Source organism: Sporobacter termitidis DSM 10068, from assembly GCF_900130065.1.
GTDB lineage: Bacteria > Bacillota > Clostridia > Oscillospirales > Oscillospiraceae > Sporobacter > Sporobacter termitidis.
Genome location: NZ_FQXV01000009.1, coordinates 120,870 through 145,758 on the forward strand (window position 1 = coordinate 120,870; position 24,889 = coordinate 145,758).

Sequence of the window (24,889 nt, forward strand, 5' to 3'; positions counted from 1 at the left end):
CGATGTCCTTTTCCGAGAACAACGCGGGCAGTCTCGTCTATATGACGTCCTCGCTCCTCGGCACGGCCCATGCCTTCACCACGCGGCTGGGCGGCGTGAGCCGCGGCATTTATGCCGCGCTGAATCTCGGCCAGAACCTGGGCGACGAGCCCCGGGATGTCCTAAAAAACTACGGCATCCTGGCCGACGCCCTCGGCTTTGATCCGGCGCGCCTGGTATTCTCACGCCAGGTCCACAAGCCGGACGTGCGCCTGGTGACGGGCGCGGACTGTCAGGCGCCCTATACGCCTGTCCCCTACGAGGCCGACGGCCTTGTCACAGCGGAAAAAGACGTCCCGCTCATCATTTTTACAGCCGACTGCGTACCGATTCTTCTTTTCGATCCGGTCGGCTGCGCCATTGGCGCCGCCCATGCGGGATGGCGCGGCACAACGCAGGATATCGCGGGCAATGCCGTTCTGGCAATGGTCCGGCATTTCGGCAGCCGGCCGGAGAACATCCGGGCCGCCATCGGGCCGTGTATTTCCCTGTGCTGCTATGAAACGGGCGATGATGTGGCCGAGGCCGCCCGCCGGCTGCTGGGCGGCGCCGCCGCCCCGTACCTCGTCCCGAAGGGCGAGAAATTTATGGTCGACCTCAAGGGCATCAACGCCTTTCTCCTGGAACGCGCCGGCCTACGCCGGGAAAATATCGACGTTTCACCGGAATGCACCTCCTGCCTGAGCAGCAAGTACTGGTCCCATCGGGCGACGCACGGCGCACGCGGCAGCCAGGCGTCCGTCATCATGCTGAAAGGAAATATGAATTGAATCGGTTCGTACAACGAACAGCCGCGATGCTGCTTTCCGCCGCGGCCGTTTTGCTTTCCCTTACCTCCTGCGCAAGCACCGCGTCGTCTGACCCCAATGGCACGGATACGCCCGCGCCGGCGACGTCGGCGGTGCCTGCCGGCGCCATTGATCATATGTTTACCATCCGGTATGACGCCGATCACACCCTCAACCCGATTACCGGCACGGACCCCAACAATATGGCGCTGGCGCCGCTCATGTACGAGGGTCTCTTTGTCTTAAACGGCAAGCTGACGGCCGAGCCCGTGCTGTGCGAAAGCTTCGACCCCGGAGACGGCGTCACATACACGTTCAAGCTGAAATCCGGCATCGCCATGAGCGACGGGTCGACCCTGACCGCCGCCGACGTCAAGTACACGCTCCTTCTGGCCAAGCAGTCCGGGAGATTCTCCGGCCGCCTGAATATCCTTGACAGCGTCACGGCGGTTGACGGCCTGACGGTGAAGGTGACGCTGAATTCGGCCAATTACATGCTGCCCGAGCTTCTTGACATCCCCATTATCAAAGCCAATTCCGGCAACCAGGATCATCCCGCCGGGACAGGCCCGTATACCTTTGCGTCTTCCGGCGAGCCCCGCCTAGTGGCGTTCAGCTCATACAGGGAAAGCGCCAATATTCCGGCGCCGGTCATTTACCTCAAGAGCTGCACCGATTCAGAGCTCTCGATGGAATTCTCATCGCAGGCCGTCGATATGTTCTGGGACGACCCCGCCGATACGACGGATATCAACATCCTGAGCGACCACGAGATACGGTATTACGACACGACAATACTCGAATACGTCGGCTTCAACACAAAAAGCAGAGGCCTTTCCAGCCCGGAGCTGCGGCGCGCGCTCGGCCTGACCATCGACCGCGACAAGATCATTGACGAGGTTTATTCCAATCACGCTGTTGCCGCGCCGCGCATCCTGAGCCCAAACTACAGTCACTACGACCCGGCCTGGGCCCCCGAAGTCGACGACGCGCTCGGCGACATCTCGAAAATCTTGTTTTCACTCGACCTGGACGACAGAGACAGCGACGGTTATCTTGAAATGCAAGACGCCGCGGGCGCTTGGCATCCGCTTAACCTGACCTTCATCGTCAACAAGGACAACCTGTATAAGGTCCGGGCGGCCCAGGAAATCGCGGATTCCCTGAAAGAGGTCGGCATTAACGTCATGGTGAAATCGCTGTCCTGGAGCGACTACACGTCCGCGCTGGAGAAGGGCAACTTTGACCTATATTACGGCGACGTCTGCCTGCCGGCCGACTATGACCTGACGGAGCTACTGTCGCCCAGCGGCGCGCTCAGCTTCGGCCACATCGGCAGCACCTCTTACATCACGTATATCAACGCTTTTCTCAAAGCGTCCAGCGACACGGCGCGGACGGCGGCCGCCAAGGCGCTCTGCGACGAGATTTATACAAATGCGCCGATTGTCCCCGTGCTCTACAGGCAGTATGCCGTCCATACAAACAGAAACATCGTCACAGGCCTGAACCCGACGCAGTCGAGCCTGTTCTACGGCCTGACCAGCTGGAAAATCAATCTTGGCGAATAGAAATAAAGAGGTGTCCTATGCAAGTTTTCAGGTGCTATACGGAAAAACGGCCGGGCTTTGATATCGAGGCCCAGGGGCTTTTGCATGACCTGAGAGAGTTTCTCGGTCTTAAAGAGCTCCTGTCCGTCCGGATTTTTAACAGATATGACACCGAGGGCATCACCCCGGAGATTTATGGTCAGGCACGCGCCACCGTTTTTTCCGAGCCGCAGGTGGACGACCTGTTCGACGAGACGATGCCGGAATTTGACGGCACCCACTGGATTCTCGGCGTCGAGGCGCTTCCCGGACAGTTTGACCAGCGCGCCGATTCCTGTGCCCAGTGCATCCAGATCCTCACATGCCTTGACCGCCCGTCGGTCAATACCGCCAAGTTCTATGTCTTTTTCGGCGCGCTCCGCGAGACGGACAGGGACCGCCTCCGCGCCTACCTCATAAACCCCGTCGAAACCCGGGAGGCTTCTCCCGAAAAGCCGGAAACGCTGGCCCGGGAATATCCCGCGCCCGCCCCGGTTGCCACTGTCGGCGGCTTTACGCTCGCCGGGGAAAGCGCGCTCCGGGGCATTCTCGACACGTTCGGGCTGGCCATGGATATCGACGACCTGCGCTTTATGCAGGCGCACTTCCGCGACGTGGAAAAGCGCGACCCGACGCTGACCGAGCTGCGCCTTGTGGACACCTACTGGTCCGACCACTGCCGCCACACGACATTCCTCACCCAGCTGGACAAGATCGAGATCGAGGACGAGGCGGTGCGCGCGGCGTACGGCCGCTACCTGGAGGCTCGGGACGAGGTTTACGGCGACCAGGCCGGCAGCCGGCCGAAAACGCTGATGGACCTTGCCACCATTGGCGCCAAGGTCCTTAAAAAGCGCGGCCTCCTTAAAAACATCGATATTTCGGAGGAGATCAACGCCTGCTCCATCCATGTCGACGCCGACATCAACGGCGCGGTGGAAGATTGGCTCCTCATGTTTAAAAACGAAACCCACAACCACCCGACCGAAATCGAGCCGTACGGCGGCGCCGCCACATGCATCGGCGGCGCCATCCGGGACCCGCTCTCCGGCCGGGCGTATGTCTACCAGGCTATGCGCGTCACCGGCGCGGGCGACCCCCGGCTGCCGCAGGAAATGACGCTGCCCGGCAAGCTGCCCCAGCGGAAGCTGACGGTGACGGCCGCGCAGGGATATTCCTCCTATGGCAATCAGATCGGGCTCGCCACCGGGCTCGTCCATGAGGTCTACAACCAGGGCTATATCGCCAAGCGCATGGAGATCGGCGCCGTTGTCGGCGCCGTCAGGGCGGAAAACGTCGTCCGGCTGACGCCGGTGCCCGGAGACAAGGTGATCCTTCTCGGCGGGCGGACGGGACGCGACGGCATCGGCGGCGCCACCGGCTCGTCAAAAACCCACAATGACGCCTCCCTGGTGACAATGGCGTCGGAGGTGCAGAAGGGCAACGCGCCGGAGGAACGAAAGATCCAGCGCCTGTTTCTGGACCCGGACGTTACAAAAATGATCAAGAGATGCAATGATTTCGGCGCGGGCGGCGTCTCTGTGGCCATCGGCGAGCTGGCCGACGGGCTGGACATTGACCTGACTCTGGTGCGGAAAAAATACGAGGGGCTGGACGCCACCGAGATCGCCATTTCCGAGTCCCAGGAGCGCATGGCCGTGGTGGTCGCGCCCGAGAACGCCGACACCTTTGTCAAAAAAGCGGCGGCTGAGAATCTGGAGGCGTATGTCGTGGCCGAAGTCACCGCCGACGCGCGCATGGTCATGCGCCATAACGGCGCTGTGGTGGCCGATTTAAGCCGTGCCTTCCTCTCGTCAAACGGTGCGGAAAAGCATGCCGACGCAAAGGTCGGCCAGATGGCCGCAAATACCATTGCCAGGTCCTCGGGGACATTCTCCGGCAGGCTGCGCTCCCTGGCCGCCGACCTCCGCTTCTGCTCGCAGCGCGGCTTGATGGAGCGTTTCGACAGCTCCATCGGGGCCGGCAGCGTGCTGATGCCCTATGGCGGAAAAACGCAGAAATCGCCGGTACAGGTGATGGCCGCGCTCCTGCCCGTTATGGACGGGGCGACGACGACCTGCTCCGTCATGTCCTTCGGCTTTGACTCATACCAGGCCGGAATAAATCCTTACGAGGCCGCGAAGACCGCCGTCGTCTCCTCGGTGTCCAAGCTGGTCGCCGCCGGCTGCGACCCTGACGCGGTCTACCTCACATTCCAGGAATATTTCGAGCGCCTGCGCCGGGACGCGGCGCGCTGGGGCAAGCCGTTGTCGGCCCTCCTGGGCGCGCTGGACGCGCAGCTGGGCCTGGAGCTGGCCGCCATCGGCGGCAAGGACAGCATGTCCGGCTCCTTCAACGACCTGGACGTCCCCCCTTCCCTCGTCTCCTTTGCCGTGGCGCCCAACGACGCCCGCTATGTCATCTCCCCGGAATTCAAAGCAAGCGGCAACAGCGTCGTTCTTTTTGAAACGGGAAAAACGCTGCCCGAAACAAAACGCGTCTGGCAGCGCGTGCGGGCACTCGTTCAAGAAGGTGTCGTCATTTCCGCCTGGAGCGTCACGGAGGGCGGTATCGCGGAGGGGCTCTTTAAAATGGCCTTCGGCAACCGCCTCGGCTTTAAAGCGGATGAAACGGTGGGTCAGGACGCGCTTTTCGCCGCGCCCGTCAGCGCCATCATCGCCGAGGTCACGCGGCCCGTCCCGGAAACGCGCCTTTTGGGCAAGGTCACCGAAGCCTACGAAATCTCCGCCGGCGGCGAAGCGGCCTTTGCCGGGTCCATCCAGGAGGTCTGGGAGGGCGCCCTCGAAAGTGTTTTCCCGACGGCGGCCGGCTCTTCCGAGCCTGTTAAAGCCGTCAGCTTTACGGCCCGCCCTGCGGCCCGGACCTCCGAACGCTTTGCAAAGCCGCGCGCCGTTATCACGGCTTTCCCCGGCACCAACTGCGAAAACGATACCGCCCGCGCCGTCCGGAATGCCGGCGGTTGCCCGGAAATCCAGATCGTCCGCAATCTTACGCCTGCGCTTTTGGCTTCGTCGGTGGAGGCTGTCGAAAAAGCCATCCGCCAGAGCCAGATCGTCATCATCCCAGGCGGCTTTTCGGGCGGTGACGAGCCGGACGGCTCGGCCAAGTTCATCACGGCGTTTTTCCGCAATCCGCGCATCACCGACGCCGTCCACGACCTTCTGCACCGCCGGGGCGGCCTGATGCTCGGCATCTGCAACGGCTTCCAGGCGCTCATCAAGCTCGGCCTCGTGCCCTATGGGGAGATCCGGCCGACGGATGACAAGAGTCCGACGCTGACCTTTAACCTGATCGGCCGCCACCAGGCAAAATATGTGTACACGCGGATCGCCTCCGTCAATTCCCCCTGGATGAGCCTGTGCAATACGGGAGACGTGCATGCGCTGCCCGTCTCTCACGGGGAGGGCCGCTTTGTGGCCCCCGGCGACCTGCTTGAAGGCCTCGTTAAAAACGGGCAGCTCGCGACGCAGTACTGCGACGCCGGCGGTGTGCCGTCCCAGGATATCGCCGTCAACCCCAACGGCTCGCTGATGGCCGTGGAGGGCATCCTCAGCCCGGACGGCAGGGTCTTCGGGAAAATGTGCCACACCGAGCGCCGGGGCAATTACGTCGCCAAAAATATCTCCGGCGAAAAGCATCAGCCAATTTTCGAGAGCGGCGTCAAATATTTCATTTGATATTTGTCAATAATAGAAAGAATAGGATCATTATGACAGACAGAAATCTCATCGAAAAAGCGGCGGATGCCATGAAAAACTCCTATACGCCATATTCACGCTTCCCCGTCGGGGCAGCCCTTGAATGTGACGACGGCTCCGTCTTTACAGGGAGCAAGATCGAAAACGCCGCGCTGGGGAACACGCTCTGCGCCGAGCTGTCGGCCGTGGCCGGCGCGGTCAGCGCCGGGCGGCGGAGCTTCAAACGGCTGGCCATCTACTCCGATTCCGCCAGCTACAGCGTCCCGTGCGGCACCTGCCGCCAGGTCCTTTGGGAGTTTTCGCCCGAGGTCGAGGTCCTTTGCGCCCGGTCCGACGGAAGATATGTCAGCTACCCGCTCTCGTCGCTTTTACCAGAACCTTACGGCAGGGAACAGCTGGAGTAGCCGGTTGTCGGCAAATATTTACGGTTTTCTGCTGTATTTGTCATCATATTGTAACATATCCGCCTTTACACTTTGCACATATTTGCTATAATGTTTATAGTAAGAGCACGTATCCGACGATAGAAAATGTTATGGGGAGGGCTCATAGGTGGATGGCTATACTAGAAAATTCGATGTCGTGGATAGCAGAACCGAAACACGTGAGATCCTGTCTTCGGTGTACGAATCGCTTCGCCTGAAGGGGTACAACCCCGTCAATCAGATCGTGGGCTACATCCTGTCGGAAGACCCCACATATATCACCAACTACAACAACGCCCGCAGCCTGATCTGTCGCCTTGACAGAGACGAGCTGCTGCAGGAGCTTGTCAAATACTACCTCGAAAAATAAGCGGGGCGCGTTTTCTTCAGTGCTGAGATTCCAACAGCCGGCACAACATCATGTGTGCCGGCTGTTGTTATTTTCAATATTTTGTTCCTTTTTGTCGTTTGTAAATAACGTTAATCTTTTCTCTGCCATATGACGGCTAAATTGTATGATTTGACCGTTTTTTCCTTTTTTACGTTGACAACAGGGAAACAATGTGTTACAATTTCGTTACAATAGTAGGAGGGGGCACACTATGTCCACAGTTGCGACAGAAACTGGAAATTTACTGGAGTATAAAGGTCATCCTTTAAGAAGGAAGGATAATCTTATCTATTACGGTAGCATGGCCGACAAATATATCATCATGATGCAGGTCATCGAGATGAAAAAGGTCAAAGATATGGACGTGGCCACAAAGGTCGCCGTCCAGCTTCAGCTGACGGATCCCAATCTGAAGTCCCGCGACAGGGTCGTCAAGAAAAGCGAAAAGAGCAGCTTATACGCGGCGATTGACGTTGCCGCCGTCTGGCTCGACAGAGCGCTGAACTCCAAGTAATTCCCGAAAGGAGTGATCCACTTGAGGTTCTTGCGAAAGATATTTGCCGTACTCATCGTTTTTTCGTTTGTGGTTTCGGCACTGTACATATCAGCCTCGGCGGCGGGCAGCATTGCCTACGGCGCCGCCACGGTCGGAGCAACCTCTCTGAATATCCGATCCGGGCCCGATACGACGTATCCCATCGTTGAAACGGTGCCTCAGAACGAAAAAATCGTTATTCTGGAACAGACGAACGATTACTGGTACCATGTGACCTACAACGGCGCCACGGGATACGTGGCCACTCTCTATCTGATGAACGTACTCACCGCGGAGAATTTCACCGCCGCGGGAAAGCTCGCAGGAGACGACGTCTTTATGCGCAGCGGGCCGGCCACATCGTCCGGTTCCCTAGGCACCCTTGACGCCGGCACCGTCGTAAACATCATCGGCATCAACAGCGGCTGGTACAAGGTCAATTACGGGGGCAAAACAGGATATATCCGCTCAGATTTCATTGCCCTTATCTCCGACGATCAGGTAAGCTCGCCGTCCCCGGCTGCAACAGCCGTCACCACGACGCCCCTGTTCACAGGAGAGCTGACGCAGGGCCAGCAGCTTGTCAACTTCGCGCTCCAGTTCGTCGGCGGCAGCTACGTTTACGGCGGCGCGTCGCCGTCCACCGGCTTTGACTGCTCCGGCTTTGTTTATTATGTTTTCGGTCATTATGATTATGATCTCACACGCTCGGCCTCCAGTCAGTACGCCAATAACGGCAGCGCCATTTCAAAAAGTGACCTGCAGCCGGGCGATCTCGTCTTCTTCTCTTCCAACGGCGGCTACAGCGTGACGCATGTGGGCATCTACATCGGCAACAGCCAATTCGTCCACGCCTCCAGCCCGAAGGTCGGCGTCGTCGTCTCCGATCTGAACAGCGGCTACTACTTAAACGCCTGGTACGGCGCAAAGCGCATCCTGTCCTAGCCGGCAATTTCTCGAAAAACTCAAAAAGAGAGCGGCGCATACTTTAATCGTATGCGCCGCTCATTTTCATTTATATCCCTGCTGTCAGGCGTTCTTATCCAGCATGCTCTCTATAAAAGCGGTAATCTCCCCGACCGTTTTATACGCGTAGATGGACTCATCCGTGATGACGATGCCGAATTCCTCTTCCAGCATCATGATCATCTCCACCAGGTCCAGCGAATCGGCACCGAGATCGCCTGCGATATCCGTCTCCCTGGTGATCTTGTCGATATCCGTGTCGAACTGCGAGGCCAGGAGCTCTTTTACTTTGTCATATACCATGTGTCAGTTTTCCCCTTATGTGTTTTCAATGCCACTCTTTGTAGTTCGGCGCCGGGGAGGACGCGTTCGGCCCGGCTTTGTGCTCATATGCCACGACGATGCGGCGGTTCGGCTCCGTGCCAATGGAATAAGTCGTGACGTTTTCGTAGTCCTGCAGAGCGGTGTGGATGATATGGCGCTCGTAGGAATTCATCGGCTCCAGCGTCATATTCCTGCGGTATTTGATGACCTTGGAAGCGACCTTTTCGGCCAGGTGCTCCAGCGCCTCGTTGCGGCGCTCCCTGTAATTCTCCGTATCGACGTTGACGCGCACGCGCCCCGACAGGCCGCGGTTGACGACATAATTGGTCAAATGCTGAATGGCATCCAGTGTTTCACCCCGCCGGCCGATGAGTGCGCCCGGGTCCTCTCCGGTGAGGTTGACGGAAATCACGCCGTCGGCTTCTTTGATCTCCGGCGTCGCCTTAACACCCATACGCAGGAACAAACCGGTCAGAAACTTTTCAACGCGTTCGGCGTGCGTCTCGTCGCACTCATATGAAACCCGGATGACCGCGGGCGTGCTTTTAAGCCCGAGGAATCCCGCCTTTGCCTGCTGGATGATCTCCACAGAGACCTCGTCTCTCATCAGTCCCAGCTGACCGAGCGCCGTCTGGATGGCGTCTTCTTCGCTTTTTCCGGACACTTCAATTGATTTCAACATTCCGGTCATCTCCTTTATAAGAGGGAAGCCCTGGCTCCGCCTCGAATCTTTATCGTGCGATGCAAGATGATCAGCCGGCCCTTATTGCCTGCGGCTCCAGGCCGCCGCGCCGCGAGTGGGTTCGAGTGCTGCGGTCCCCCCTGTTATTCCTGTTCCGGGTCGTCCTCGTCGTCCGCCGGGCCGTCGGCTTCTTCAACCGTGAGGTCGCCGTCGTCCGGCGCGTCTGCCGCCTCGATTTCGGCCGGCTCCTCGCGGGCGGCCGGCTCTGCCGGCTCTTCTTCCGGCGTGTTACCGTCGGCCTCGCCGTCGAACCGCTCGGGGTCGTAGGCACGGCCTCTGGCATACCGGCGCGTTTCAATGCGGCCCGGCTCGTCCTTTACCTCGGGAGGCGCGTTCTTTTTCTCCCATTCAACGGATTTTTCCAGCTGCTCCTGCCGCTCGGCCTTCTGCTGCTTCTTCTTGGAGGTATTCCGGTTGACCTCCGTCTTATTCTCAAGCTTTTTGCGCTCGGTCTCGATCCTTTTGGCTTCCATCTCCGCCTCTCTGACGCGCTGCTGCTCGAGCTTGACCGCGTCCTCGGCGTCCATGATCCTTGTATATCTCTTTGTCAGATAAACATCCTGAACAACGGAAAGCACCGTCTGGGCGATCATATATACGCCGATGGCGCCGGGCATGGAGAAACCGAAGAAAATACTGATCAGCGGCATCATCAGCATCATGGATTTCGTGGAGGACTGCTGCTGCGCGTTGCCCTGCACGGGGTTGATCTGCATGCTGACTTTTGAGGAGAAGTATGCCAGAACACCGGAGATGATCGGCAGGAGGAACAGCAGGAGTCCGGGAACCCAGACGCTGGGATCGGACCAGTTCGCCTTCCATAAAAACTGCCAGTCCGGCTGCTGACCCAGGTCCACGCCCAGGAAGTGATAGTCGATCTGGTGCAGCTTGTCGCTGAGCTGCTGGAAGGCGTTAAAATGCTCCGGCCTGGAAATGAACTCCGCCTGGTGGATTTCAAGATACGTCCCATTAGCCGTCGGGCCGCCCAATTGTTCAAGCAGCTTATAAATCGCGCCGTCCGGAGCGGCCAGAAGCGCCTTGGGAACGCCCATCATGGTGGTCAGCGGCTGACGGATGGCATAGAAAAGGGCGATGATGATCGGGAACGGTAAAAGGGACCAGAGACAGCCCGACATGGGATTGATCTTTTCTTCCCGGTAGAGCTTGGCCACCTCTTCGTTATATTTCTGCTTGTTGGCCCCGTGCTTTTTTTCAAGCTCCTTCATTTTCGGCTGCAGCCGGCTTGTCCGCATCATACTGTGCTTGGACTTTGCCTGGAACGGCAGCAGGATGAGTTTGACAACGAGCGCGAAGATAATCACAGCAAGACCGTAGCTTTTGGTGAACTCATAGAGGACCATCATGAGCCAGCCAAACGGTTTTGTTATAAAGTCCATACTATCTCCAATCTGTATAAAACAAAGAACGGCTTGAGAATTTTCGTTCCTTGCTAGGGTACGGGGTCATAGCCGCCTTTATGAAAAGGGTGACATTTTGAAAGTCTCTTGACAGCCAGCCACGTGCCCTTCAAAGCGCCGTACTTTTCAATCGCCTCCAGCGCGTAGGCCGAGCAGGTCGGCACAAACCGGCAGGACGGCTTCGTCAGGGGCGATATATATTTTCTGTAAAACTTGACGGCGGCAATCAAAATTTTTTTCATTTCTCGGCAGCGCGGAGGCCCAGCCTTCCCATAAGGCTCAGCAAATCCGCTTCAAGCGCGTGATAAGTCGCGAACCTGCTTTTTGTCCGCGCGACAATGACAATATCGAATCCGGGGATGAGCTTATCTTCATTCAGGCGGTAAATCTCCTTAAAGCGGCGCCGTATCCTGTTTCGCTGCACCGCCTTGCCGATTTTTGTGCTGACGGTCAGCCCCAGCTTATTCATGGAGCCTTTGTTTTTACGGCAGTAGACGACGGCGTACTGGGAAGCGGCGCTCCTGCCTTTGGTATAGAGCCGCCTGAATTCGTAATTGTTTTTTAAGGAAGTTGAATACCTCAACGGTTCTCCTTCTCAAACAGCCTTAGGGCGGATACACCGCCCTAAAAAACAATTTAACACTCTGCGCGCATGATCACGCGGAGAGCTTTGCTCTGCCCTTCGCGCGGCGGCGGGCGAGAACCTTGCGGCCGTTTTTCGTCGACATTCTCTTGCGGAATCCATGCTCCTTCGAGCGCTGACGTTTTTTGGGCTGGTATGTTCTGATCATCGTGGCACCTCCTTAAGTGAAAAGCACAGCAAAAGCCGTTTGCGGCGCTGGTAGCATGTCCCGTTTGGACATTCATATAAAGTATTGCACAATAACTTGGCGCAATACGCGCATCGCCGCCACCCGGGATTTGCCCCGGCAATAATGCTCCGATGCGGAAACTCATTATATAATATGCCGCGCGGCTGTGTCAACAAGAAATAAGCGCGCTTTGTACGCTTTGTACGATCAGGCTAGTTCCGCCTGCCGCGGCTTTCGCAGTATCGAATATTGGGGCGCGATCCCGGGCAGGCGCATCCGCAGCGTCATCATCGGATGCGGGGCCGCGGTGATCTCGAGCCCTTCCGCGTCAAGCATGGGTCCGGCCGTAAATGTTTCCGGCACGCCGCCGGGCGTTAAAAGCTCCAGCGTGTCGCCGGCAAAAAACCTGTTTCGCTGGGTCAGCACGGCGTTCCCCTCGCCGTCGCAGCTTTCGACCACGGCGGCGACATCGCAGTCGGAAAAATACATGGAATCCTTATAGTATTGCCCCGGGCCTTCCCGGCCGAAATAAAAGCCGGTGGAGTATTCCCGGTGGCTGACCTTGTTCACTTCCTCCGACCAGACACGCGGGAGGGCAATGCCCTGAAGGGCGGCGTCCAGCGCGTGCCTGTAGGCATTCGTGACGGCGGCGGCGTAATAGGCCGATTTCGTGCGCCCCTCGATTTTGAGGCTGGTGACCCCGGCCTCGAGGAGCTCCGGCAGGTGGTCGATCATGCACAGGTCCCTGGAGTTGAAGACATACGTGCCGCCCTCCTCAGAGATTTCCAGCCAGTCGTCCGGGCGTTTCTCCTCAATGAGGCGGTACTTCCACCGGCACGGCTGCGCGCACGCGCCGCTGTTGGCATCCCGCCCGGCCAGATAATTCGACAGCAGGCACCGGCCGGAAAAGGCCACGCACATGCTGCCGTGGACAAAAGCCTCCAGCTCCAGCGCCGCCGGTGTTTTCGCGCGGATCTCGGCAATTTCCTCAAGCGTCAGCTCCCGCGCCAGAACGACGCGGGACGCGCCCAGGTCGTAAAACGCCCTGGCGCTCTCGGCGTTCATAATGCCCGCCTGCGTGCTGATATGGATTTTCAGCTTCGGGGCGTATTTTTTTGCCAGCGTAAAAGCACCCAAGTCCGTGACAATAACGGCGTCGGCCCCCGCCGCCTGCAGGCGCTCGAAATATTGCGGCAGCGCGGCGATACCCTCGCCGCGCATCACGGTGTTGCACGTCACGTAAACCCGGACGCCCCGGCCGTGGCAGAGCGCCGCGGCCTTTTCCATGTCCTCGTCCGAAAAGTTCCCCGCCGCAGCCCGCATGCCGAAGCGCGGGCCTGCCAGATATACGGCGTCGGCGCCGTAGGTCAGCGCCACGTTAAGGCGCTCTATGTCCCCGGCGGGCGACAGCAGCTCCGGCTTATCCGCCATACTTGTCGCTCTTGATAAAGGCTTCAAACGAGGCCCTGTCCTTGAAGAAGTTGTGGGCCCTGTCCTTGTTGAGCGCGTAATAGTAATACTTTGTCGACGCTGGGTAGAGCGCGGCCTTGATGGAGGCGATGCCGGGGTTGGCGATCGGTCCGGCCGGCAGGCCCTTCACCTTGTACGTGTTGTACGGGCTGTCGACGTCGGTGGAAAACGCCTCCTGGGTATCCGCGATGGCGTAAATGATGGTGGCGTCGATCTGCAGGTACGGGAAGCTCTTGCTGTTGTTCAGCCTGTTGTAGATGACGGAGGCGATCGTGGCGCGCTCTTCGTCGTTGCCGGCCTCCTTCTCGATCATTGAGGCGACCGTGAGGATATCGCGGACGGAATAGCCCATGTCCTTGGCCTTGGTAAGATACTCCGCTTTGAATTTTGACTTGAAGTTGCTGAGCATCTTATCTATCGCGCCCGTGGGAGAATTCCCGACGTAGAACGTATACGTGTCCGGGAAGAGGAAGCCCTCCAGCCGGTGCTTGTCGCCGAGCGTGGACTTGTCGAGGAAATCATAATTAAAGTCGTAGTTTGTCACCGTATCCCACAGCTCGTCCTCCTTACAGACGTTATTGACCGTCAGCAGCTCGATGATCTGCTTTACCGTATTACCCTCGGGGATCGTCACGGTAACCTCGACGCGCTTGCCGCCGCGGGCGGACATGCCGTTGACGAGCGCGCGGTAGTCGTAGTTTTTGTTCAGCACGTAGGTTCCCGGCGTCAGCTTCTCGGACGCGTGCGAAAAATCGGCATAAAGCTTGAACAGGAATTTGTATTTGATCAGCCCGTCCTGATACAGGGTGTCGGTGACACCGGCCACCGTATAATCCTGCGGCACGGTCACCTGCACCTGCACGTCCTCGTTGCCGAGGCCCAGGACGTCCGTGGCCGCCAGCCACAAGAGGGACGCCAGCAGCAGGCAGACGCAGATAATGAATACAGCGTAAAGGACGCCGCCGAGACAGCCCGTCCTTTTTTCTCTTCTTTGGCGCAAGGGTCTGTTATCAGGCACGTCTCTATACTCCCCGTCAAAATCAAAAGTTACATCGAAATCATCGTCTTTATCGCTTTTCCGGCGGTCTCTTGCCGGAGGGCCGCCGGCTTTGCCCGTGTTCTTTGAAGCAGGAACCTCCGGCGGGATAAGATCATAATTATAAAAGCGGGAGCTGTCATCAGCATCCTCCGGAACCCCGTCGTTCCTTTGCCCGGCTGCCGCCGGCGGCTCGTCCGGATTCTCCGGCTGGGATGACCCCTGCAGGATATTCATCAGCTCGTCGTTATAGTCGTCTCCAAGGAGCTCCTTCCAGTAATCCGAATTTTCAGTCATTCGTTTCACTCCCAAATTTACATCAAATATCAAGTCGTTAAAAAAATCAGGTCGTTAAATTGAGGGTCTATTAACAAGTAACCCCGACAGCGGGGGCTGCATAGAATATCGCAGACGGCAGCCAAAAGAAACATAACCGTCCCGACGAATGAAAAACCCTTATCAGCTTACTGCGCGTGATAAGCGTGACCTACATTTCAATTAAGCCGGCGCGCAGCGGCAGAATGGAGTCAATGATATGTTTAATTTTGGAAATAATTCCTGTTGCTGGATCATCATCATCCTGCTTATCCTGTGTTGCTGCTGCGGCGGCGGCGGTTTCGGTGGTTGCGGCTTCGAGAACAGAGACAAGTGCTGCTGAAATTGACAAACGAGGCTACATACCGATAAAGCCAGGATATAAACAAGATGCGGGCGGAATTATCCCCTTCATCAGGTCATTAAATCTTTACGCGAGGCTCCTTAACGGAGTCTCGCTTCCTTTTCAGTCACCACGCACCGGACGGCCACGTCGTGCGCTTCCCGCGGCACCGCATCCATAAGCAGGCGCTCCCTGGCGATGCCGGCCGTAAAGGCCTTTGTTTTCAGGAGGAACCTGTCATAATAGCCGCCGCCGTATCCCAAGCGGTAGCCTTCCCTGTCGTAGGCCAGCGCCGGTACGATGATAAAATCGAGCGCTTCCGGTGCGACGACCTGTGTGGAGCCGAGCGGCTCCAGCAGCTGATAGGACGACAGGGACAGCTCCTCTGTGCTTGCGATGGCCCGGGCGTCCATGACGCCGCATTTGGCGCAGACGGGCAGCGCGACGGTTTTGTGCTGCCCGAGGGCGTATTCCACAAGCCTGCGGGTATCCGGCTCGCGCCCCATGCTGTAAAACGTAAAGATCGTTTTGGCCTTTTGAAATTCCGGCAGCTTTGTAAGATTGTCAAAAATACCGCGGTCGCTCTCGGCGATGTAATCGTCCGGCAGTTCCTCAATCTTCTTCATGACCTGCTTGCGCAGCGCCGTTTTTTCAGCCTTCATGGTTTTTACTCCGTTTGCGTTAAAATTTGATAGATCTCCTCGTGGATGTCCTGCTCGGTCCGGGGCACGCCGCCCTTAAGGCAGCTGATCCTGCGCCAGCCGTAGAAATCGGCGGCCTGCGCCCCGCAGCGCCAGCACTCCTTCAGGTACGCCTCGTCCCGCTCGTGGATGTCGGACGCCGCGCCCGTTAAGGCCTGCCGGGTTTTGATCCGCTTCAGGGCCTCCTCGGCAGGGATATCCATATAAATGACGATATCGGGCCGCGGGAGTTCCATCAGGCGAAACTCAAAGTCGTAAAGCCACCGGAAAAAGTCCGGCCGCTGCCGCTCGGGCAGCTTCGATCCCTGATGCAGGGCGTTCGACGTGGTATAGCGGTCTGTCAGAATAACGCCGCCGGCGCGGTGAAAATCCCGCCAGACCTTGACGAAGGATGCGAATCTGTCCACGGCGAAAAAGGTCGACGCCGCGTAAGCGTTGACGTCCTCCGGATTTTCGCCGAACTCGCCGCCCAGATACATGCGTATGAGGGCCGAGGACGGCTCCTTGTACTGGGGGAATGTCAGGCGCATCAGCGGAACGCCGTCGTTTTCAAAACGGGCGCAGATACGGGCAAACTGTGTCGACTTCCCGCTGCCGTCGATGCCCTCAAAAACAATAAGCCTCCCCATCGTCAATTCCCCTTGAGCCGCTGTCCGGCCACCGCGAAAATAAACAGGGGCAGCTTTATCATCCGGCGCCATCTCCAGGGTTCTTTTTTGAGCCGGTGGAGCCATTCCAGATGGAGTCTCTGCCAGGATTCCGGTGCGCGCTCGGCCGTGCCGGCGAAAACGTCCAGCGCGCCGCCGAGGCCCGCCATCAGGCGGACGTTCAGCCGTGTGGCGTTTGCCGCCATCCAGCGCTCCTGCTTCGGCGCGCCGAGGCATACGAGGAGCAAATCGGGCTTTGAAGCGTTGATTTTTTCTATGACCGGGCCGTCGTCCTTAAAATAACCGTCCGCCGTCCCGGCGACGACAAGGCCGGGGTATTTATTCTGAAGCTTTTTGGCGGCCATGGACGCCACGCCCGGCTTGGCGCCCAGGAGATAGACGCTCTTCCCTGTCCCGGCCATTCTTTCCAGGAGCTTTTCGGCGAAATCGATCCCGGCGATTTTCCCTTTCAGCGGCCGCCCGAGGATTTTCGCGCCGTAGACGACGCCGATCCCGTCCGGCAGCACGAGCGCGGCGCGGCCGACGATCTCTTTGAGCTCCGGATCGTCCCGGCAAAGCCAGACGATTTCCGGGTTCGGCGTGACAATATAGGCGGGCGTGCCGCTCTCCAGGAGCACTGCCGCCCTGCCGACCGCCTCATCCATTGTCAGGTCGTCAAAGCCGACGCCCAAAACATCCGTCCTCATATCTGCATCCCCGTTCGTCTGGAAAACCATTTATTAACATATGCACCGTGACATGTCAGATTATTCTACCATACGCCCCCCTGCTTGTCCAGTGCCGCGCGGGCTGGGAGCCGGCGCGGCGGCGGAAATTTGTGTTGACACGGCATCGCGCATATGCTATCTTAGACATAATAGCATCAAAGGCTGTGACGAAGACGGCTGAGATGTCCTCCTTACAGAGAGCCGGCGGGCGGTGGAAGCCGGCACGAGGAAATCTCACAAACCCATCACTTCCGAGCCGGGGCTCGAAACGCCGCATGTACCGTAGGTACACGGCCAGTAGACGCCTCCCGTATGGCTGCGTTAAAGCCGAGGGCTTGATAGAGTCCGGTAAAGAGTGGCTGCGGAGTGAAGGCTCCGGAGCAAGTTGAGTGGTACCGCGGATCATATCCGTCTCAAGGGAAAGTTTCCTTGAGGCGGATTTTTGCATTTCAGGCTAAAAACGCCCCGCCGCTGACCGGCGAAACAGGCGGGGACGAAAAAATATTGGCGCCGGGGAAAAGGACGGACAATATGGCTCCGAACGAACAAATGTCAATCATGCTGATGGATGTTGCCGCGCGCATCCGGGAGCTTCGCGAGATCATCGGGCTCGGCACGGAAGAAATGGCGGCAAAAACGGACCTGACTCCGGACGTCTATGTCAAATACGAGTCGGGCCTTGTGGATCTGCCCTTCACCTTCATCCACAAGTGCGCGCTCGTTTTCGGCGTGGAGCTGACGGAGCTTTTGGAAGGCAGCAGCGCGCACCTGTCGTCCTATACAGTCACGCGGCGGGGGAAGGGCCGGATGACGGCCCAGGAGCCGGGTATCGATATAAAAGACCTGGCCCCGCTCTTCCGCCACAAAATCGTCGAGCCCTTCTGGGTGACGTACGCGTATTCCGAAGAGCAGCAGAGCAAGCCCATCGCCCTGGTGGGCCACGCCGGCCAGGAATTTGACATCATCCTCAGCGGCAGCCTGAAGGTCCAGATCGGCGAGCACACGGAGATTTTAAACGAGGGCGACAGTATTTATTACAACAGCACCACGCCCCACGGCATGATCGCCGTCGGCGGCAGGGACTGCGTCTTTTGCGCCGTCGTCATCCCCGGAGAGCCGGCGGCGGAAGAAAAAACGGCCGCGGCGGCAATCGAGCCGGCCGTTAAGCAAAGGCCGCTCATCTACGAGGAATTTGTCGAAACCGTAGAGGACGGCCGCGGGGTGCTGCAGTCGATCTTCTTTAAAAACGAGGACCGCTTCAACTTCGCGTTTGACGTGGTCGACGCCATTGCCGCGAAAGCGCCCGGCAAGCTCGCCATGCTGCATCTTGACCGGGAGAAGGTCGAGCGCCGTTTCACCTTTGAGGATATGAGCCGGCTCTCCTCCAGGGCCGCCAACTATTTCTGCTCCCTGGGCGTCAAAAAGGGTGACCGCGTCATGCTCGTGCTGCGGCGCAACTACCAGTTCTGGATCGCCATCATCGCCCTGCACAAGCTGGGCGCCATCGCCATCCCGGCAACGGACCAGCTGCTGCAGAAGGATTTCGAATACCGCTTCGGCAAGGCCGGCGTCAGCGCGATCGTCTGCACGGCGGACGGCGGGGCGGCGGAAGAGGCGGAGCTGGCAATCGCGAACTGCCCGTTCGTCGCCACAAAGATCATGGCCGGCGGCAGCCGCGAGGGCTGGCACGATTTTGACAGTGAGATTTCCATGTTCCGCGGCACGTATAACCGCACGGACGACAGCGCCTGCGGCAGCGACCTGGCCGTGATGTTCTTCTCCTCCGGGACAACCGGATATCCGAAGCTGGCGGAGCACACGCACAAATATCCCCTGGGCCATTTCATCACGGCCAAATACTGGCACAACGTCGATCCCGACGGCATCCACCTGACGATCTCGGATACCGGCTGGGGCAAGGCGCTCTGGGGTAAGCTCTACGGGCAGTGGCTGTGTGAGGCCGCGATCTTCACCTACGACTTCGACCGCTTCGATTCACACGACATTCTGCCGATGTTTGCAAAATACAACATCACGACCTTCTGCGCCCCGCCGACGATGTACCGCTTCTTCATCAAGGAGGACCTGTCAAAATACGATCTCTCCTCGATTAAATACGCCACCACGGCCGGCGAAGCGCTCAATCCGGAGGTGTTCCACCAATTTAAAAAGGCGACCGGGCTCACCATCATGGAGGGCTTCGGGCAGACGGAAACGACGCTGAGCATCGCCAATCTGGTGGGGTCCACGCCGAAAATCGGCTCGATGGGCAAGCCGAGCCCCCTGTACGACATGGACATCGTCGACCCCGACGGCAACCCCGTGGGCATCGGCGAGACGGGCGAGATCGTCATCCGCACCGGCAAGGGCATCCCCTGCGGCCTGTTCAACGGCTATTATGACGACGAGGAAAAGACGCAGGCCACCTGGCACGACGGTCTGTATCACACCGGCGACACGGCTTGGCGGGACGAAGAGGGCTACTTCTGGTTCGTCGGGCGCATCGACGACGTGATCAAATCTTCCGGCTACCGCATCGGGCCGTTCGAAATCGAGAGCGTCATCATGGAGCTGCCCTACGTCCTGGAGTGCGCCGTCTCCCCGGCGCCCGACGAAGTCCGGGGCCAGGTGGTCAAGGCCAGCATCGTGCTCACCAAGGGCACCGAGCCCACCGAGGACCTGAAAAAAGAGATCCAGGACTACGTCAAGACCCACACCGCCCCCTACAAATACCCCCGCATCATCGTCTTCCGCGACACTCTGCCGAAAACGATCAGCGGAAAAATCCAGAGAAACAAGCTGTAAACCGGCAGCGCCTCTTACCGGCAGCGCGCCCCCGTATCGCAGGATACGGGGGCTTTTTATATCTGCGCCTGTTGCAATTCACAAACCGCTGAATATCATGTTTCTGGGGACATTTCGCCGCGCGGCCCGGATACTCGCGGCGGGCAAAATAAATCAAAGGGAGCGCCGAATTATATGGTAAGTCTGCAGGGCAACAATGTTTACGTACTTGACTACAAGCGCGGGGACGTCACCGGCGACGGGGTATCCGAATCCGTGTACCTGGTCGGCCGCAAGCCGGACGGCGAAGCGGGGCTGTTCGCGGAAAACATCACGCTGGTGATCGAGGACAGCCGGAGCGGCACCGTCAAAACCGTCACGCCCAAATATAACGCCGGTTATAACCCGCGGCTGTTTCTGGGCGATTTCAACCGCGACCTGACAAAGGATATCAAGGTCAGCATCGACGCCGGCGGCAGCGGCGGATATGGCATTTTTTATGTATACTCCTATAAGGACGCCGTCATACGGGAACTCTTCGATTTTGAAAAATACAATGAAACCTACATATTCAGCGTCGATTACGACAATTTCTACAGGGTGCGCGTCGGCAGTGCGGCCCTGGATAGGCTTTTTATCCTCGATATCAGCGACAAGGGCTACGACTATATTTCTCAGTATTATACCGCCCCCGGCAAGCTCATGAAGCCCATAAAGGGGGAGGTCCTCGCCATCTCGGCGCTGACGCCCGTGGCCGCGGACGAGAGAAACAACGGCTTCGACCTGCTGGCGGTCCAGCGCATTATCGGCACGACGAACGCCGATACCCTCGGGCATGTGGAAAACCTGCTCGCCTGGGACGGGCAGAAATTTGCGTCGGCGGCCCTGACGGTTTCCATCCCGGGCGCAAGGCTGACACCGCTGTATTAAACGCGCGGCGGATGCCGGACGGATCCGTCCGGCTTTGCGCGCTTTGCCTTGAGCTCCGCGGCGATCCATATGACCACCGGCAGCAGCACCTGAAACGGGAATGCGTAATATTTGTATATATCAAAGGCCCACTCCTGCATTTCCATGATGCTTTGATAGATAATGTGAGAGGAGACCATCATCAAAAGCCCCACAGGGGCGACGATCTGCCTGTAATTGCCCAGGCCGAAAATATAGTCGACCCCCTTGGAGGCCGCCAGCAGGCAGACGCTGATCTTCGCAAATCCCGAAAACAGGAACACCACCGCCACCGTCACCTCGATGCGCTGCAGGAAATCTCCGATATTGACAATGCCGACCACCGCATAGGAGGGGAAATAGACCTGCTCGATCAAATCCGGGCCCAGCACAAGAAGGTTTCTCAGGGACACGAGCAGCACAAAAACCGTACCGAGGATCAACCCTTTCAGATAGACCTTCAGCGGGCTGTTCCGCACTTTGGAAAATGTAAAAACGGCGGTAAACACGAAGGTCTCCGCATACGGGAACGAAAAAATGCCGAAAGCGCTGCTGATAACAGGCCCCACGCCGTTATACAGGACGGGGCGCAGATTGTCAAAATCCGCGTCCTTCATGCAGAGCAGGACGACGATAACAATGATGGCCGACAGGATGATCATAATAAACTGCGACCACCTGCCCAAAAGCTCAACGCCCTCCTTGGCCGCCCAGATGCATAAAATCCCCATCAGCATGATCGGGACGAATTCGGGCGTTTCGGGGAACGCGACCACCTTGATAAATTCCTGGAAATTGCGCAGGACCATGGCGCCGAGATGGAACACATACCAGGTGAAGAGCAGCGCCACGAGCCTGCCGAAAAGCTTGCCGAAAACGGTGTCAAGTATATCATACAGGTTTTTTTCAGGATATAAGGACAGCAGTCTGGCATAGATCGCCATCATGGGGACGGCGAGCAGCACGGCGAGAAGAATGGCCAGCCACGCGTCCTGCTTGGCGTCGGCGCCGATGCCAAGGACCAGCGTGCTGCCCATGATAAACAGCGCTATCAGCGTGATGCCCTGTCTGTTCGAGATAATTTCCATACGCATGCTTCTACCTTACGACGTTTTCGGTATTCCGACGATCGAGGTGACAAGGTCCTTCAGCGGCCCGGCCGGGCTGGGCAGCTGAATACCCTGCTCGGTCAGCATGCTGAAAGTGTACGACGCCAATATCAACACGGCGTAGACGGCCAGCACCTTCCATCTTTTGTTCCTCACTATCGGTATGAGATCGATCAGGGCGAAAGAAATATAGACCATTGTGCAGAGTATCGGCATCGTCAATCTCCCACCTTAACCGGTTTTGACTCGAAGCTCGTATTCCTGATGTTGATCGTAGAATGCACCTCCACCTCTACAGTCTTATAGACCTCACTCCACTGCGGCTCTATCTGCTTCCATACGCGCGGCAGCTTTATTTTAATGGCTCTGCCGAAGCCGAAGGTATCGCAGTCGTATTCCTCCTGCATGCTTTTCACCAGGTTTCTGATGTTGTCCTGCAGCATCGTCTCAAAATCACTCTTCAGCTTCGCAAGCGCCTCTCCCTCCAGATAATTGTCCCTCCCGCCGTTTTCATCGATGGCCACATTCGTTTCGGTAACGATCTCCATCGTTATTTTATTGTCGGCGTACCGCGGCTTCAGCTTTGTTTTGCTGGTCAGTATTTCGAGAGACATGTTTGTTACGGAATCTCCCTTGTATTCCTTGTTGACCAACAGCCCGCCCTTTATTTCGTCCTTTATAAACATCATCGTCATCGTATCCTCGCCGTCAATAAAGCCGACGAGCTTATCCTCTTTAAATATGGCGGCGCCCGAAATCTCCGGCAGCACCTTATTGTCATCGTTGGTCAGGCGTACGGTCGGCAGCGTGGCTGACAAGCCCTTCGTGGCCATATCCCTCATAAACTGCCACTCCTCGGTGTCCAGCGCGTTAGAGAGGCTCCGCTGGGCCTTCAGCATGTCGCTCAGCTCATAGGCAAGGACATCCGACGTCATGCTTTGCTGCTCCAGGATTTCGCCGGCCGGCCCCTCCTTTGAAACCAGATAGTGCAGCGTGCTCCGGGGCTCGGCATCCCTGGCGACCCAGTCCAGTATCGGTACGATTCCCTCTTCCGCGACCTCTTTGCTCAGGATGACGACCTCCGCATGGCTGAAATAGAGCCTTTTGCCGACCATTTTTATTGTTTTCCGGACGGCGTCAAAGACCGTCGTGCCTTCTGAGGTTACATGCTTTGTGCTGATAACCGTATCCTTTCCCGACTCTACGTTGACGATTTCAAAGGTCAGCAGGTAATTTTCATCTTTTTTGTCCACGGCGAAGCCGGAGATAATGGCAAAGCTCTCCACTTCCCTGTAGTTCCAGCAGCCTGAAAGCACCGAGGATATCAACAGATAACACAGCAGCAATATCCATATTTTTCTGCGTTTCATCAGCCTTTTTTCTCTTCCTTTGCCGGCACCTTCTGCCTGATGACATTTTTGGCGGCGGTGTGCTTGGTTCTGTAGTTCATATACCACCACGGCGCCCGGATAAACATGTCCTTCAAATCCACCGGATTGATGGACCCGTAATTCATCATGTACGGCACGCCGAAGGAGCGAAGGCTGAACATGTAGATAAAAGCCCCGATAACGCCGAAGATATAGCCGTACAGTCCCATAAAGGCCGCCAGCAGCAATAGCCCCAGCCTGATGAGGATACTCGCGCCTTTCAGCTTTATTGTCAAAAGCCCGGTGATGCCCGTGGCCGCGATAATAATGACCATCGGCGCACTGAACAGCCTTGCCTCGATGGCCGCCTGCCCCAAAACAAGCGCGCCGACAATGCTGACCGATTGGCCCATCGGCAGCGGCATGCGCACCCCCGCCTCCCTGATGACCTCAAAGGTAAACAGGAGGATCAGCGCCTCGATAACCGAGGGGAACGGCACCTGCTGCCTGGCCGCCGTGATACTCAGCAGAAGCTCCGTCGGTATCATCTCATGATGAAAGGTGATCAGGGCCACATAGATCGCCGGTATGCTCGTTGTAAAAAATTCGCCCAGGCATCTCAAAAACCTGTTGATTGAGGAAAAGAAAAAGCTCGTGTAATAATCGTCGGCAGACTGAAAATATTCCATAAACACAAACGGCAGCGTCAGCGCGGAAGGGGTTCCGTCCACAATGACGGCAAATCGCCCCTCCAGGAGCTTTGCCGCCACCACATCCGGGCGTTCGGTCGTGCCGATGGTTTTGAACGGGGACAGGGGACTGTCCTTTATCATTTCGTCGATATAGTTCGAGGTGATGATGCCGTCGATGCTGATGCGGTCCAGCCTGCTTTCAAGCTCCTTCAGAATATCGTCGTTTGCCAGGGTGTCAATATAACAAATGCAGACACGCGTTTTTGTCCGGGTGCCGATTTCCTTGAATTTAAACCTCAGATCCGGCGTTTTAAGCCGCCGCCTGATGAGCGACAGGTTCGTGATGATCGTCTCTGAAAAGCCCTCCTTCGGGCCCTGCAGGACCTTTTCCAGGCCCGGCTCCTGCAGCGACCGCACCTGCAGGCCCTTGCTGTTGACGATCAGCGCCGCGTCCAGGCCCTCCGTCATGATGAGCGCGTCGCCGCTGAAAAGGGCCATCAGCAGCTCGTCGACGTTTCCCGACCTTTTGATCTCGTTGGCGTATATGACCTTGTTTTTCAGAATATCGAGCACGTCCTGGCCGCCGTCCCTGATCTTCAGGATGTCCGCGTTCATGATCGGATTAATGATATTTTCGTTCGAAACCTCCGTGTTCACCATGCCGTCAAAATAGACGAGGCAGCAGCGGAACCCTTTGGCGTTAACGTTTTCGAAGTCTCTGAAGATTATTGTGCTGTCATCCTGGAAAATGGCTCTGAACATGCCGATATTTTCAGACAGGGTCTTTGCCAGCTGCCGATCTTCCGTATTTTCCGTGTTTTTCGTATTGTTATCCGTCTGGATCGGTTTTTCTTTATTTTTTCTGAACATTTTTTACCCGCTTTTCTGAATCGCCGCAACGCGCGCTGCCGTAAACGGCCGTCTTTACAAGATAATATTCCATAACTGCCGCATTCCGATTCTCAAAAGCCGCCGGCCGGCGCTGCCGATTTTTTACA

25 protein-coding genes are annotated in these 24,889 nt (G+C 57.5%); 9 read left to right on the forward strand and 16 right to left on the reverse strand.

Going from position 1 to position 24,889, the window contains the following annotated elements:
* Window positions 1-2: 2 nt before the first annotated feature.
* The 7 genes from pgeF to BUB60_RS13140 all read left to right on the forward strand — a co-directional run bounded on the left by pgeF (window position 3) and on the right by BUB60_RS13140 (window position 8,431).
* Window positions 3-809: a peptidoglycan editing factor PgeF gene (pgeF, locus tag BUB60_RS13110; protein WP_073079797.1), complete on the forward strand. Its 807-nt coding sequence runs from the start codon at window positions 3-5 to the stop codon at window positions 807-809.
* Window positions 806-2,398, forward strand: a complete 1,593-nt coding sequence (locus BUB60_RS13115; RefSeq protein WP_159435420.1) for an ABC transporter substrate-binding protein — start codon at window positions 806-808, stop codon at window positions 2,396-2,398. Before pgeF ends, BUB60_RS13115 begins: the two co-directional genes overlap by 4 nt.
* A gap of 17 nt (window positions 2,399-2,415) precedes the next feature.
* Window positions 2,416-6,114, forward strand: a complete 3,699-nt coding sequence (locus BUB60_RS13120) for a phosphoribosylformylglycinamidine synthase (protein WP_073079802.1) — start codon at window positions 2,416-2,418, stop codon at window positions 6,112-6,114.
* Between the two features lie 32 nt (window positions 6,115-6,146).
* Window positions 6,147-6,539 carry a cytidine deaminase gene (cdd, locus tag BUB60_RS13125; RefSeq protein WP_073079805.1) on the forward strand — a complete coding sequence of 131 codons (393 nt, stop codon included), beginning with the start codon at window positions 6,147-6,149 and terminating at the stop codon, window positions 6,537-6,539.
* 148 nt (window positions 6,540-6,687) lie between these two features.
* Window positions 6,688-6,930 carry an IreB family regulatory phosphoprotein gene (locus tag BUB60_RS13130; protein ID WP_073079807.1) on the forward strand — a complete coding sequence of 81 codons (243 nt, stop codon included), beginning with the start codon at window positions 6,688-6,690 and terminating at the stop codon, window positions 6,928-6,930.
* Window positions 6,931-7,162: 232 nt separating this feature from the next.
* A complete protein-coding gene (locus BUB60_RS13135) occupies window positions 7,163-7,465 on the forward strand; it encodes a hypothetical protein (RefSeq protein WP_073079809.1) in 303 nt (100 codons plus the stop codon).
* Window positions 7,466-7,486: 21 nt separating this feature from the next.
* Window positions 7,487-8,431 carry a C40 family peptidase gene (locus tag BUB60_RS13140; RefSeq protein WP_073079811.1) on the forward strand — a complete coding sequence of 315 codons (945 nt, stop codon included), beginning with the start codon at window positions 7,487-7,489 and terminating at the stop codon, window positions 8,429-8,431.
* A gap of 84 nt (window positions 8,432-8,515) precedes the next feature.
* On the opposite strand, the gene acpP is transcribed toward BUB60_RS13140, so the two are convergent.
* The 12 genes from acpP to BUB60_RS13195 all read right to left on the reverse strand — a co-directional run bounded on the left by acpP (window position 8,516) and on the right by BUB60_RS13195 (window position 16,967).
* Window positions 8,516-8,755: an acyl carrier protein gene (gene acpP, locus BUB60_RS13145; RefSeq protein WP_073079814.1), complete on the reverse strand. Its 240-nt coding sequence runs from the start codon at window positions 8,753-8,755 to the stop codon at window positions 8,516-8,518.
* Between the two features lie 25 nt (window positions 8,756-8,780).
* Entirely contained in the window at window positions 8,781-9,458 is a 678-nt protein-coding gene (gene jag, locus BUB60_RS13150) for an RNA-binding cell elongation regulator Jag/EloR (RefSeq protein WP_073079816.1), read from the reverse strand.
* A 143-nt stretch (window positions 9,459-9,601) separates the two neighbouring features.
* Window positions 9,602-10,915, reverse strand: a complete 1,314-nt coding sequence (locus tag BUB60_RS13155) for a YidC/Oxa1 family membrane protein insertase (protein WP_073079819.1) — start codon at window positions 10,913-10,915, stop codon at window positions 9,602-9,604.
* A 53-nt stretch (window positions 10,916-10,968) separates the two neighbouring features.
* Window positions 10,969-11,178 carry a membrane protein insertion efficiency factor YidD gene (gene yidD, locus BUB60_RS13160; protein ID WP_073079821.1) on the reverse strand — a complete coding sequence of 70 codons (210 nt, stop codon included), beginning with the start codon at window positions 11,176-11,178 and terminating at the stop codon, window positions 10,969-10,971.
* Entirely contained in the window at window positions 11,175-11,519 is a 345-nt protein-coding gene (gene rnpA, locus BUB60_RS13165; RefSeq protein ID WP_073079824.1) for a ribonuclease P protein component, read from the reverse strand. The genes yidD and rnpA overlap by 4 nt, the downstream gene beginning before the upstream one ends.
* Before the next feature lie 73 nt (window positions 11,520-11,592).
* The gene (rpmH, locus tag BUB60_RS13170) at window positions 11,593-11,727 is read right to left on the reverse strand and encodes a 50S ribosomal protein L34 (RefSeq protein ID WP_073079826.1); all 135 of its coding nucleotides are present in this window, start codon (window positions 11,725-11,727) and stop codon (window positions 11,593-11,595) included.
* Window positions 11,728-11,955: 228 nt separating this feature from the next.
* A complete protein-coding gene (locus tag BUB60_RS13175; RefSeq protein ID WP_073079829.1) occupies window positions 11,956-13,179 on the reverse strand; it encodes a peptidase U32 family protein in 1,224 nt (407 codons plus the stop codon).
* Window positions 13,169-14,551, reverse strand: a complete 1,383-nt coding sequence (mltG, locus tag BUB60_RS13180; protein WP_073079831.1) for an endolytic transglycosylase MltG — start codon at window positions 14,549-14,551, stop codon at window positions 13,169-13,171. Before mltG ends, BUB60_RS13175 begins: the two co-directional genes overlap by 11 nt.
* A 190-nt stretch (window positions 14,552-14,741) precedes the next feature.
* On the reverse strand, window positions 14,742-14,921 hold the full coding sequence (locus BUB60_RS20190) for a hypothetical protein (protein WP_159435421.1): 180 nt from the start codon (window positions 14,919-14,921) through the stop codon (window positions 14,742-14,744).
* A 92-nt stretch (window positions 14,922-15,013) separates the two neighbouring features.
* Window positions 15,014-15,574, reverse strand: coding sequence for a 5-formyltetrahydrofolate cyclo-ligase (locus tag BUB60_RS13185; RefSeq protein WP_073079834.1), 561 nt, complete (start codon window positions 15,572-15,574; stop codon window positions 15,014-15,016).
* Between the two features lie 5 nt (window positions 15,575-15,579).
* The gene (locus BUB60_RS13190) at window positions 15,580-16,242 is read right to left on the reverse strand and encodes a dTMP kinase (protein WP_084726481.1); all 663 of its coding nucleotides are present in this window, start codon (window positions 16,240-16,242) and stop codon (window positions 15,580-15,582) included.
* A 2-nt stretch (window positions 16,243-16,244) separates the two neighbouring features.
* Complete coding sequence (locus BUB60_RS13195) at window positions 16,245-16,967, reverse strand: WecB/TagA/CpsF family glycosyltransferase (RefSeq protein WP_073079838.1); 723 nt, start codon at window positions 16,965-16,967, stop codon at window positions 16,245-16,247.
* Between the two features lie 552 nt (window positions 16,968-17,519).
* Here BUB60_RS13195 and BUB60_RS13200 point away from each other — a divergent pair.
* A complete protein-coding gene (locus BUB60_RS13200; RefSeq protein ID WP_073079979.1) occupies window positions 17,520-19,793 on the forward strand; it encodes an AMP-binding protein in 2,274 nt (757 codons plus the stop codon).
* 174 nt (window positions 19,794-19,967) lie between these two features.
* Window positions 19,968-20,702: a spore coat protein gene (locus BUB60_RS13205; RefSeq protein WP_073079840.1), complete on the forward strand. Its 735-nt coding sequence runs from the start codon at window positions 19,968-19,970 to the stop codon at window positions 20,700-20,702.
* Here the strand turns inward: BUB60_RS13205 and BUB60_RS13210 are convergent.
* The 4 genes from BUB60_RS13210 to BUB60_RS13225 are packed head-to-tail and all read right to left on the reverse strand — an operon-like array spanning window position 20,699 to window position 24,761.
* The gene (locus BUB60_RS13210; protein WP_073079842.1) at window positions 20,699-21,814 is read right to left on the reverse strand and encodes a GerAB/ArcD/ProY family transporter; all 1,116 of its coding nucleotides are present in this window, start codon (window positions 21,812-21,814) and stop codon (window positions 20,699-20,701) included. The two genes, BUB60_RS13205 and BUB60_RS13210, sit on opposite strands and share 4 nt — an antisense overlap.
* Window positions 21,815-21,823: 9 nt before the next feature.
* Window positions 21,824-22,045, reverse strand: a complete 222-nt coding sequence (locus tag BUB60_RS13215; RefSeq protein WP_073079844.1) for a hypothetical protein — start codon at window positions 22,043-22,045, stop codon at window positions 21,824-21,826.
* 2 nt (window positions 22,046-22,047) lie between these two features.
* Entirely contained in the window at window positions 22,048-23,199 is a 1,152-nt protein-coding gene (locus tag BUB60_RS13220) for a Ger(x)C family spore germination protein (protein WP_073079846.1), read from the reverse strand.
* The gene (locus BUB60_RS13225; RefSeq protein WP_073079848.1) at window positions 23,199-24,761 is read right to left on the reverse strand and encodes a spore germination protein; all 1,563 of its coding nucleotides are present in this window, start codon (window positions 24,759-24,761) and stop codon (window positions 23,199-23,201) included. The genes BUB60_RS13220 and BUB60_RS13225 overlap by 1 nt, the downstream gene beginning before the upstream one ends.
* Window positions 24,762-24,889 lie beyond the last annotated feature (128 nt).